Here is an 11,286-nt window from a genome sequence, read left to right on the forward strand (position 1 = left end):
ACTCGTCGAGCTGCGCGGCCGACGGCGCGGCCGCGACGCGTTTCGCGGCCGGCACGACGGGCTGCGGCGCGCACGCTTCGGACAGCACGTCTTCCGGCAGCGCGAGCACGACCGGGCCGGGCCTGCCGGACGTCGCGACGTGGAACGCATGGCTCAGGTATTCGGGAATGCGGCGCGGGTCGTCGATCTGGGCGACCCATTTCGCCATCTGGCCGAACATCCGCCGGTAGTCGATTTCCTGGAAGGCTTCGCGGTCGAGGTGCTCGCGCGCGCACTGGCCGACGAACAGGATCATCGGCGTCGAATCCTGGAACGCGGTGTGCACGCCGATCGACGCATGGGTCGCGCCGGGCCCGCGCGTGACGAACGCGATGCCGGGGCGGCCGGTCAGCTTGCCGACGGCCTCGGCCATGTTCGCGGCGGCCGCCTCGTGGCGGCAGACGACCGTCTGGATACGGGCGGTGTCGTCCGCGAGCGCATCGAGTACGGCGAGGAAACTCTCGCCCGGCACGCAGAACACGCGTTCGACGTGATTGACGAGCAACGCATCGACGAGCAGTCGCGCGCCGGTGGTGGCGGGCTGCTCGAGATCCTTGGAATGCGACATGGGCTGCCGTCTCCCTGGGTAGCGGGACGTACAGCTTACGCCCGTTGACGGGGCGGTGAAAAGTGTCGGAACACGTAGGATTTCAGCGCACGTACTTCGGTTTCGGCCGAACGGCCAGCTTGTGCGGGCCTCCCCGACGCTGAAAAATCGAGCGCTACGAATGTCGAGCCGGCCTGCTTGGCGTGGGCGCCGCGGAAGCGGCCCTATCCGGACCGAAATGAACGGTAAGCCGGCGTTCGCTTCCGAATCGATACCGAGGTGAGTGCGCATGTACACACATGGATTTACATCGTCGACCAAGCGGATATACTGTACATCCACAGTACATCCGGATGTTGAGGGCGACATGCATACGACGAGGGTATTTCGGAACGGCAACTCGCAGGCTGTGCGTATTCCTGCCGATCTTGCCTACGAGCGCAGCGATATCGAACTCGAAATCGAGCGCATCGGTGACGAAATCCGTATTCGGCCGGCGCGGCGGCCTTTGACGAACGTCCTCGAGAAGTTCGCGAAATTCGGGCCGGATTTCATGGCCGAAGGGCGCGGTGACCACGAGCAGGCCGAACGCGAGGGTTTGTGATGGCGCGCTACATGCTCGACACCAACATGTGCCTCTACCTGATGAAGAATCAGCCGGAGCAGGTTGCGAGACGATTTGCGCAGTGCTACACGGGGGACGTCGTGATGTCGGCGATCACGTACGCCGAACTCGAGTACGGCGTCACCGCGTGCGCGAGTCCAGCGCGGGAGCGCGGCAATCTTGCCGCGCTGATCGACGATATTCCTGTCGCGCCGTTCGACGTCGCGGCTGCGCAAGCGTACGGCCCGGTCCGCGAGGCAACCCGCGAGCGGAAGAAGGATCACCTCGACAAGCTGATCGCCGCACACGCGGTGTCGCTCGATGTCGTCCTCGTGACCAACAACGAGCGGGATTTCGACGGCTATCCGGGATTGCGGCTGGAAAACTGGCTGAACGACTAGTGCCAGGTACCGAGTTCGGCGGTCATGCGGGAGATTGATCCGTCCCGCGTGACCGCCGGATCCGGCATCAGCACTCGACGATATTGACCGCCAGCCCGCCGCGCGACGTTTCCTTGTACTTCGTCTTCATGTCGGCACCCGTCTCGCGCATCGTCTTGATCACGGAGTCGAGCGACACGTAGTGCGAGCCGTCGCCGCGCAGCGCCATGCGCGCCGCGTTGACCGCCTTCACCGACGCCATCGCGTTGCGCTCGATGCACGGGATCTGCACCATCCCGCCGACCGGGTCGCAGGTGAGGCCGAGGTTGTGTTCCATCCCGATCTCGGCCGCGTTCTCGACCTGGTGCGGCGTGCCGCCGAGCACGGCCGCGAGCGCGCCGGCCGCCATCGAGCACGCGACGCCCACTTCACCCTGGCAGCCGACTTCCGCACCGGAGATCGACGCATTCAGCTTGTAAAGAATGCCGATCGCGGCGGCCGTCAGCAGGAAGTCGATCACGCCCTGTTCGTTCGCGCCGGGCGTGAAGCGCGTGTAGTAGTGCAGCACGGCCGGGATGATGCCGGCCGCGCCGTTGGTCGGCGCGGTGACGACGCGGCCGCCGGCCGCGTTTTCCTCGTTGACCGCGATCGCGTACAGGTTGATCCAGTCGATCATCGACAGCGGGTCCTGCAGCGCGCGCTCCGGGCTGCCCGTCAGCGTGCGGTACAGCTGCGGCGCGCGGCGCTTGACCTGGAACGGGCCGGGCAGGTTGCCGTCGGCTTCCGGGTTGCCGATTCCGCAGCCGCGCGACACGCACGACTGCATCACGGCCCAGATCTTCAGCAGGCCGTCGCGCGTCTCTTCCTCGGTGTGCCACGCTCGCTCGTTTTCCCACATCAGCTGCGCGATCGACTTGCCGGTCGACTCGGTCAGCGCGAGCAGCTCGGCGCCGGTGCGGAACGGGTGCGTCATCTGCTCGGCCGCGCTCAGCACCTTCGTGTTCGGTGCGCCGGCCGTCACGACGAAGCCGCCGCCGACCGACAGGTAGGTGCGCTCGACCAGCACGTTGCCGCTCGCGTCGGACGCGCGCAGTTTCATCCCGTTCGGGTGCTCGGGCAGCGCCTGGCGGTAGAACGCGATGTTCTCCTTCAGCACGAACGGCACCGGATGCGTGCCGAGCAGCGCGAGCTTCTTCGATTTGCGGATGTCTTCCAGCCGCGCGTCGATGGTTTCGGGATCGACGGTGTCGGGCGCGTCGCCGAGCAGGCCGAGCATCACGCCGCGGTCGGTGCCGTGGCCTTTGCCGGTCGCGCCGAGCGAGCCGTACAGCTCGACCTTCACGTGTGCCGTTGCGTCGAGTTGTCCGTCGCGCTCGAGGCCCTGGACGAACATCAGCGCCGCGCGCATCGGCCCGACCGTATGCGAGCTGGACGGACCGATACCGATCTTGAAGAGGTCAAAGACGCTGACTGCCATGTTGATTCCTGCCTTGCTTTAAGAATAATGCTAGCGCGCCTGCAATGGCAGGCACGCGGCGAGCCATGCGGGCGGCGTTGGGGAAAGCTGCTGCGCGACGCGGGCATAGCGCCCGTCGAGCCGCGCGGCCAGATGAAAGAGTTCGGTGGCGTTTTTCGGGTCCCACTGCCCCGTGTAGCCCGGCAGGCCGGCCTCGCGGCGCTTCGCGTCGAACGGCACCGGCGAATTCACGAATTCCTCGTGGGTCTTCTCGCCGAGCGCGTACGGCACGAGCCAGTCGAGCGCGACCGCGAGCGTCGCGCCGTTCGCGCCCCGTTCGCGCAGCCAGTTGCGGTTGAAGCGGCGCGCGGCGAGCGCGGCCGTCACCAGCGGCTGCAGGTCGTAGACCGCGTAATGCAGCGCATCGCGTTCCTCGAAGTCCCAGGTCTTGCCGTCCGGGCCGATGTTGTCGGCGAGATGCTCGACGAACAGCCGCTGCGCGGCATTCATCATCTTGCGATCGCCGAGCGTGAACGCGGACAGCGCGATCAGCTTGATCCGGTGGCTCTGCCAGTTGTTGCGCCAGGTGCCGGTGAGCGGGCGCTTCTGCGCGTCGATCTGCGCGACATAGCCGGCGCCGAGCTTCGCGATGAACGCGGCCGTCGCGTTGCGGGTCTTCACCGGCAGCGCGCTCGCGGTCATGTCGTACGCGACGATCAGGCTTTCAAAACGCGTCTCGTCGATCGGGTTGAAACTCGGCTGGTAGGTCGAAACCCACGCGGACAGGAAGCGGTCGACGAGCTGCAGGTAGCGTGGCGCGTTCGTCACGCGCCACGCGAGCGCCGCATCGCGCATCAGGTCGAGATCCTTCAGCGCGGCAGCACTCTGGTCGTAGATGCCTTCGTGCGGCAGCGTGCCCTCGGTGTGCACGCGCGCCATCGCCTTTGGCTGCTCGCCGATACGCGCGTCGACGCTGCGGATCAGCGCCTGGATGCCCGGCTCGGCCTGTGTCGTCTCGCTCGCCTGCAGTGCCGGCGCCGCACAGAAATTCATCGCCGCGCGCGCGCTGCCGGACGCGCCGAGGCTGGCGGCGGCAAACGACAGCGACGCAACGAGCATCGGCACGACGCGGCGCGCGCGCGGCCGCCTTTGCATTGCACCATGGCCCGGAAACATCGGACGCACCATGCGGAACTCCTTCATTGGCTGGATCGCGTGTGATGTTAGCCGGATTGGCGGGCGAACGTGAACCGGTTCGAGCGGCGAACAAAAAAACCGCACGCAACCCCGGGTTGCGTGCGGTGCGGTCACCATCTGGCGGCTCCTGGCCTGGCGTGCGTTATGCGTATTCCGACATCGGCACGCACGAGCAGAACAGGTTGCGGTCGCCGTAGACGTTATCCGCGCGGCCGACCGGCGGCCAGTACTTGTTCGTGCCGAGCGACGCGACCGGGTACGCAGCCTGCTCGCGCGAGTACGCGTGCGGCCATTCGTTCGCGGTGACGACGGCCGCCGTGTGCGGTGCGTGACGCAGCGGGTTGTCCTCGCGGTCGGCGCGGCCTTCCTCGACTGCACGGATTTCGTCGCGGATCGCGATCATCGCGGCGATGAAGCGGTCGAGTTCTTCCTGCGATTCCGATTCGGTCGGTTCGACCATCAGCGTACCCGGCACCGGGAAGCTCATCGTCGGCGCGTGGAAGCCATAGTCCATCAGGCGCTTCGCGACGTCGTCGACGCTGATGCCGCTCGATTCCTTGATCGGACGCAGGTCGAGAATGCACTCGTGCGCAACCAGCCCGCCCGGGCCCGAATACAGCACCGGGTAGTGCGGCGCGAGGCGCTTCGCGATGTAGTTCGCGTTGAGGATCGCGGTTTCCGTCGCGGCGGTCAGGTTCTTCGCGCCCATCATCGCGATGTACATCCACGAGATCGGCAGGATCGACGCCGAGCCGTACGGCGCGGCCGATACCGCGCCGATGCCGTCTTCTTCACGCGTGTAGCCGGTCGAACGCTGGTTCGGCAGGAACTTCGCGAGGTGCGCGCCGACCGCGACCGGGCCGACGCCCGGGCCGCCACCGCCGTGCGGGATGCAGAAGGTCTTGTGCAGGTTCAGGTGCGACACGTCGCCGCCGAACTGGCCCGGCGCGGTCAGGCCGACCATCGCGTTCATGTTCGCGCCGTCGACGTACACCTGGCCGCCGTGCGCATGGACGATTTCGCAGATCTCGCGGACGTTCTGCTCGAACACGCCGTGCGTCGACGGATACGTGATCATGATCGCCGCGAGGTCCTTCGCGTGCTCGTCGGCCTTCGCCTTCAGGTCGGCGATGTCGACGTTGCCCTGCGCGTCGCAGGCGACGACCACGACCTTCATGCCGGCCATGTGCGCCGATGCCGGGTTCGTGCCGTGGGCGGACGCCGGGATCAGGCACACGTCGCGATGGGCTTCGCCGCGCGATGCGTGGTAGGCGTGGATGATCAGCAGGCCCGCGTACTCGCCCTGCGAGCCCGCGTTCGGCTGCAGCGACACGGCCGCGTAGCCGGTGGCCGCGACGAGCATCTGCTCGAGCTGGTCGATCATCTCGCGGTAGCCGACGGTCTGCTCGGCCGGTGCGAACGGGTGGATGCCGCCGAATTCGGGCCACGTGACGGGCAGCATTTCCGACGTCGCGTTCAGCTTCATCGTGCACGAGCCGAGCGGGATCATCGAGCGGTCGAGCGCGAGATCCTTGTCCGACAGGCTGCGCAGGTAGCGCAGCATTTCGGTTTCGGAATGGTGGCGGTTGAACACGTGGTGCGTCAGGTACGCGCTCGTGCGCTCGAGGCCGGCCGGCAGCGCGGCGACGCCGGCGAGGCCCGCGTCCAGCGCGTCGACGGCCGGTGCGGTGCCGCCCGCGGCTTGCGCGAACACGGCGAGGAGATCGGCGAGGTCGTCGCGCGTCGTCGTTTCATCGACCGATACGCCGACTTGCGTGTCGCTCACGCGGCGCAGGTTGATGCGCTTCGCCTTCGCGAATTCGTGAACCTGCGCGGTGCGCGCGCCGGTGTCGATCGTCAGCGTGTCGAAGAACGTGTCGTTGACGGTCGCGAAGCCGAGCTGCTTCACGCCGGCGGCGAGCAGCGCCGCGATGCGGTTCACGCGCAGCGCGATCGTCTTCAGGCCGTGCGGGCCGTGGTAGACCGCGTACATGCTGGCCATGATCGCGAGCAGCGCCTGCGCGGTACACACGTTCGACGTGGCCTTTTCGCGGCGGATGTGCTGTTCGCGCGTCTGCAGCGCGAGGCGCAGCGCGGGCTTGCCTTGCGCGTCGACCGTCACGCCGACGAGGCGGCCCGGCATCTGGCGCTTGAATTCGTCACGCACCGCGAGATACGCGGCGTGCGGGCCGCCGAAGCCCATCGGCACGCCGAAGCGCTGCGTGTTGCCGATCGCGACGTCCGCGCCCCAGTCGCCCGGCGGCGTGAGCACGGTGAGTGCGAGCAGGTCGGCCGCGACGACCACGTGGCCGCCGGCCGCGTGGATCGCTTCGGTGAGCGCGCGGTAGTCGCGCACGTCGCCGTTCACACCCGGGTACTGCAGCAGCACGCCGAATGCATTCGCTTGCGCAGCGTCGGCGGCCGGACCCGTCTTGACCTCGATGCCGACCGGCAGCGCGCGCGTGCGGATCACTTCGAGCGTTTGCGGCAGCACGTCGTCGGCGACGTAGAACACGTTCGACGTCGGCTTGCCGGTGCGCTGCAGCAGCGTCATCGCTTCGGCGGCGGCGGTGGCTTCGTCGAGCAGCGATGCGTTCGAGATCGCGAGGCCCGTGAGGTCGGCGACCATCTGCTGGAAGTTCAGGAGCGCCTCGAGGCGGCCCTGGGAAATTTCGGGCTGGTACGGCGTGTAGGCCGTGTACCACGCCGGGTTTTCGAGCACGTTGCGCAGGATGACGGCCGGCGTGTGCGTGTCGTGGTAACCCTGACCGATATACGAGCGGAACACCTGGTTCTTGTCCGCGAGAACACGCAGGGCGGCGAGGGCTTCGGCCTCGCTCTTCGGCTGCGCGAACGGGCCGAGCGGCAGCGTTTCGGCGCGGCGGATCGAGGCCGGGATCACGGCGTCGATCAGGGCGGCGCGCGACGCGAAGCCGAGCGTGTCGAGCATGGCCTGCTGGCTGGCGGCGTCGGGGCCGATGTGGCGTTCGGCGAACGCGTCGTGCGTTTCGAGCGCGGCGAGCGAGAGGGGCGTGCGGTTCATCAGGCGGTCCGGGTGTTCGAGCTTCATGGCGTTCCTTGGTCGGCCCGAGGGGGTGCTTCGACACCGGCTCGGGCCGCATGCTTGGCAATCGGCCGGAGCGTGCGCCTGGACGCTCGCTCCGGCTTCGCGCGAGGCAGGGCGGCTGACCTGCCCCGCGCGATACGAGTGAGAAAGTTAGTCGCCGATCAGCTTCTTGTAAGCGTCGGCGCTGAGCAGGTTGTCGGTATTGGCGCCGGCGGCGAGCTTGATCTTGAACAGCCAGGCTTCGTACGGATCGCCATTGACATCTTCCGGCGTGTCCGCGGCGTCCTGGTTGAACGCGATGATCTCGCCCGATACCGGCGAGTAGATGTCGGATGCAGCCTTCACCGACTCGACGACGCCGATGGCGTCGCCTGCCTTCACCTGCTTGCCGGCTTGCGGCAACTCGAGAAACACGATGTCGCCAAGCGTGCTCTGTGCGTGATCGGTGATGCCGACCGTCAGCGTGCCGTCTGCTTCGGTGCGGATCCACTCGTGTTCGTCGGTGTATTTCAGATCGGCCGGGACGTTGCTCATCGGAAGCTCCTGATTAAAAGGGTTTATTCGTTTTGCTGACGCGCCGCCGGGGCGCGCCGGGTGTGGTGTTGCGCCGGGCGCCATCTCCCGGCTTCCCGGGAGGCGGGCCTCCCGGCCGTTACGCAGCGAGGACCTTGCCGTTGCGCACGAACGGCAGTTTTACCACGCGCGCGGGAAGATTCTTGTCGCGAATTTGCACCTGGACCAGGTCGCCGATCTGGACGGCCGCCGGCACGCGCGCGAACGCGATCGATTCCTGCATCGACGGCGAGAACGTGCCGCTCGTGATCTCGCCTTCGCCGTGCGGCGTGACGACCTTCTGGTGCGCGCGCAGCACGCCGCCGGCCTTGCCGTTTTCCTTCTGCAGGATCAGGCCGACGAACGCGGCGCGGGTGCCGTTGGCTTCCAGTGCGGCGCGGCCGACGAAGTCGCGCGGCGCGGTAAGGTCGACCGTCCACGCGAGGCCCGCGTCGAGCGGCGACACGGTGTCGTCCATGTCCTGGCCGTACAGGTTCATGCCGGCCTCGAGGCGCAGCGTGTCGCGCGCGCCGAGCCCGCACGGGCGCACGCCGTTTTGCTGCAGCGCGTTCCACAGCGCTTCGACGTGCACGGCCGGGACGATCACTTCGAAACCGTCTTCACCGGTGTAGCCGGTGCGCGCGACGGTGAGATCGCCGAACGGCGTGCCGGCGACCTGCGCGGCGTTGAACGGCTTCAGTTCGCTGGTGGCGGCGCGCGCGGCGGGCACCGTCGACCACGCTTTTTCGCGGGCGTTCGGGCCCTGTACGGCGACGATCGCGAAATCGCGGCGCGGCGTGATCGTGACGCCGAAGCCGCCTTGCTCGTTCAGCTGGTTGAACCACGCGATGTCTTTCTCGGCCGTGCCGGCGTTGACGACGACGCGGAAGAATTCTTCGGTGAAGTAGTAGACGATCAGGTCGTCGATGACGCCGCCCTGCGGATTGAGCAGGCACGAGTAGAGGGCCTTGCCGGGCGTCTTGAGCTTGCCGACGTTGTTCGCGATCGCGTGCTCGAAGAACGCGCGCACGCGGCTGCCGGTGAAATCGACCACGCACATGTGCGACACGTCGAACATGCCGGCGTCGGTGCGCACGGCTTCATGTTCTTCGATCTGCGAGCCGTAGTTGACGGGCATGTCCCAGCCGCCGAAGTCGACCATGCGGGCATTGAGCGCGCGGTGCGCGGCGTTGAGCGGGGTGTGATTCAGTGCAGTCATCGAGGCCTCAGGCAAGGCGCTTGCGCGCGGATCAGAACGGCCATGTGCCGACCACCGCGGCCAATGGCCTGCGAGCGATCCGGTACATGCCCCTCTGTCCTCGATACCTGAGAGATTGCGCTGCCGGCCGAGCCTGGCGAACGCGCGCCCCTTCGGTGGGCAGCTTGCCCGCGCAGCGGATGCGCTGCGGGCTACTGCCGCTCTCCAGAGTGCGGGGAGAGTGTGGCCCGCGCAATGCACGGACGGGATTCCCCGACGCGGTCGGTCCTTTTGCCTGAGAGTTTGCGGGTGTGCCCCTTCGGCGGCGCAACCGGTGCTGAAACAGCACGGTTACACGCTCTCCCGACGCGTGCGGGCGACTGTACGCGAGCGGGTGGGCCTTGTCAATTTGAGCAAAAGAATGTCGCTTCGCGACAAGCGACGGCAACCGGTGCCGCCGCTTTTTCCGCTCCGGCGGGCGCCGGTGCGTTACTCGCCGATCGCGCGCGCGGCCGTGTCGAGTTCCTGGTTCAGCACGCGCTGCTCGTCGCCGGACAGGCCGCCGCTGTGTTGCGCGGACATGTCGTTCGATTCCTGGCGAATCACGTCGAGGCGGTGGTGAAGCTGTGCGCCGTAGGGCGGCGGGTAGTAGCCGCCGTTCACGCGCGCATCGATGCGGCGGTGCAGGTTGTCGATCCGGCCCTGGATCTGCTGCATCCGCTCGTTCGCGACGACCTGCGGATTCGGCCGCGGCGGGGGTGCCGGGCGGACCGGCTGCTGCGGCTGCACGATACAGGCCGCAAGCGAGGAAACCAGGACGCAGCACGCTGCTGCGCGAATCAACCGTTGCATCAACATTCTCCTGACGGATTGGTGTCGGATCGACTTTTTTGAGAAACGCATCAGACCAGTCTGCCGCTGACTTTCGTTCCCCCGGCATTTGTAACCGAATGTTCCGGCTGGTCCGCGCGCACCCGCGCGGGCCGGCCGCTACCGGCCCGCGCGCGGTGTCAGATCGTGCGGCGCACGAACGGCAGCCGGCGGCCGTCGTGCTCGCTCTGCGCGGCGAGTTCGATGATCGTCATCACGTCGACGGCGTCCTGCGCGGTGACGGGGAACGGCGCGCCGTCGTGGATCGACGCGGCGAGCGCGCGGTAGAACTCCGCGTACTGGCCGTCGAGCGTCGGCACCGGGCGCTCGACCTCGACTTCGCCGTCGAGCACGCGCAGCAGGCCGGGCGGGTTGCCGCCGCCGAATTCGACGTCGTCCGCGGTGAGGCCGGCCTTGAGCTGGTCCTCCTGCGTGTCGAGCCCGAACTTCTGGTAACTGCCGCGGGTGCCGTGCAGCGTGAAGCGCGCGGGTTCGATTGCCGACAGCGCGCTCGCATGCAGCGCGACGTCCTTGTCCGGATAGCCGAGCTGCAGGTGCACGAAATCGGGCGCCGTGCCGTTGTCGCGGCGCGTCTTGACGGTCGCGCTCACCGTTTCCGGCAGGCCGAACAGCGCAAGCGCCTGGTCGATCAGGTGCGGGCCGAGGTCGAGCAGCAGGCCACCACCACGGGCGGGCTCCTCGCGCCAGCGCGTGCGCGGCGTCGGGCGGAAGCGGTCGAAGTGCGATTCGAAACACGTCAGCCGGCCGAGCTCGCCCGATTCGACGATGCGGCGCACGGTGAGGAAATCGCCGTCCCAACGGCGGTTGTGGAACGGCGCGAACAGCCGGCTGCGCGCATTCGCGAGCCGCGCGAGCGCGAGCGCCTCGTCGGCGGTGAGCGTGACGGGCTTGTCGACGACCACGTGGCGGCCGGCTTCGAGCACCTGGCGCGCGAGCGCGAAGTGCGTGTCGTTCGGCGTGGCGATCACCACGCACTCGATGTCGTCGAGGCCGAGCAGCGTGTCGAGATCGGGGACGACGCGCGCGCCCGGATACGCCGCCTGCGCGCGATCGGGCTGCCCCGTCGCGATCGCGGCGACTTCAGTGCGGCCGCTCGTGGCGATCACGGGCGCGTGGAACGTCGCGCCGGCGAAACCGAAACCCATCAAACCAATCCTGAGCAATGACGACATGGCAATCCCTGGCTGCGAAGGAAACTAAAGGACGGTGCGCCGAGACGGCGCGAAGACGACCGGCTATTTTGGCATGGCGCCGCCGCTTGCACTGGCGCGTTCGGGCGAAACGCGCGTCGCGATGCGGCGTTTGCGCAAGGAAAGCCGGCATTTTGCGCGGGCCTGCGTGACGTCCGCGCGGGG

Annotated in this window: 10 protein-coding genes and 2 riboswitches; of the genes, 2 read left to right on the forward strand and 8 right to left on the reverse strand. The window is 67.7% G+C overall.

Translation table 11 applies throughout. The features are described from left to right. Positions 1-607: thiamine pyrophosphate-binding protein (locus G3O00_RS34400; protein ID WP_277399353.1), on the reverse strand; the 607-nt coding region annotated here is incomplete at its 3' end. A 346-nt stretch (positions 608-953) separates the two neighbouring features. Here G3O00_RS34400 and vapB point away from each other — a divergent pair. Together vapB and G3O00_RS34410 are read left to right on the forward strand one after the other, a co-directional pair. Beyond that, the gene (gene vapB / locus G3O00_RS34405) at positions 954-1,190 is read left to right on the forward strand and encodes a type II toxin-antitoxin system VapB family antitoxin (RefSeq protein WP_174935554.1); all 237 of its coding nucleotides are present in this window, start codon (positions 954-956) and stop codon (positions 1,188-1,190) included. Further along, positions 1,190-1,591, forward strand: coding sequence for a type II toxin-antitoxin system VapC family toxin (locus G3O00_RS34410; RefSeq protein ID WP_206145648.1), 402 nt, complete (start codon positions 1,190-1,192; stop codon positions 1,589-1,591). Before vapB ends, G3O00_RS34410 begins: the two co-directional genes overlap by 1 nt. Before the next feature lie 67 nt (positions 1,592-1,658). Here G3O00_RS34410 and G3O00_RS34415 read toward each other — a convergent pair whose 3' ends face one another. The 7 genes from G3O00_RS34415 to G3O00_RS34445 form a co-directional block, all read right to left on the reverse strand. Further along, positions 1,659-3,047 (reverse strand): L-serine ammonia-lyase, encoded by a 1,389-nt coding sequence (locus G3O00_RS34415; protein ID WP_011350559.1) that lies wholly within the window; start codon positions 3,045-3,047, stop codon positions 1,659-1,661. A gap of 30 nt (positions 3,048-3,077) precedes the next feature. After that, positions 3,078-4,214 carry an alginate lyase family protein gene (locus G3O00_RS34420; protein WP_206145649.1) on the reverse strand — a complete coding sequence of 379 codons (1,137 nt, stop codon included), beginning with the start codon at positions 4,212-4,214 and terminating at the stop codon, positions 3,078-3,080. A gap of 151 nt (positions 4,215-4,365) precedes the next feature. Beyond that, positions 4,366-7,293, reverse strand: a complete 2,928-nt coding sequence (gene gcvP, locus G3O00_RS34425) for an aminomethyl-transferring glycine dehydrogenase (RefSeq protein WP_174953309.1) — start codon at positions 7,291-7,293, stop codon at positions 4,366-4,368. Between the two features lie 147 nt (positions 7,294-7,440). Next, the gene (gene gcvH, locus G3O00_RS34430) at positions 7,441-7,824 is read right to left on the reverse strand and encodes a glycine cleavage system protein GcvH (protein ID WP_041492714.1); all 384 of its coding nucleotides are present in this window, start codon (positions 7,822-7,824) and stop codon (positions 7,441-7,443) included. Between the two features lie 118 nt (positions 7,825-7,942). Next, positions 7,943-9,061, reverse strand: a complete 1,119-nt coding sequence (gcvT, locus tag G3O00_RS34435) for a glycine cleavage system aminomethyltransferase GcvT (RefSeq protein ID WP_011350563.1) — start codon at positions 9,059-9,061, stop codon at positions 7,943-7,945. An 84-nt stretch (positions 9,062-9,145) separates the two neighbouring features. Then, a riboswitch (glycine riboswitch) is annotated at positions 9,146-9,279 on the reverse strand. A gap of 33 nt (positions 9,280-9,312) precedes the next feature. Then, a riboswitch (glycine riboswitch) is annotated at positions 9,313-9,416 on the reverse strand. A 113-nt stretch (positions 9,417-9,529) separates the two neighbouring features. Continuing rightward, positions 9,530-9,892 carry a hypothetical protein gene (locus G3O00_RS34440; RefSeq protein WP_011350564.1) on the reverse strand — a complete coding sequence of 121 codons (363 nt, stop codon included), beginning with the start codon at positions 9,890-9,892 and terminating at the stop codon, positions 9,530-9,532. Positions 9,893-10,050: 158 nt separating this feature from the next. Beyond that, complete coding sequence (locus tag G3O00_RS34445) at positions 10,051-11,103, reverse strand: oxidoreductase (RefSeq protein WP_174935557.1); 1,053 nt, start codon at positions 11,101-11,103, stop codon at positions 10,051-10,053. Positions 11,104-11,286: the final 183 nt, after the last annotated feature.

The sequence above is a fragment of the Burkholderia sp. Ac-20384 genome, assembly GCF_017104605.1.
In the GTDB taxonomy this organism is placed as follows: Bacteria; Pseudomonadota; Gammaproteobacteria; order Burkholderiales; family Burkholderiaceae; genus Burkholderia; species Burkholderia lata.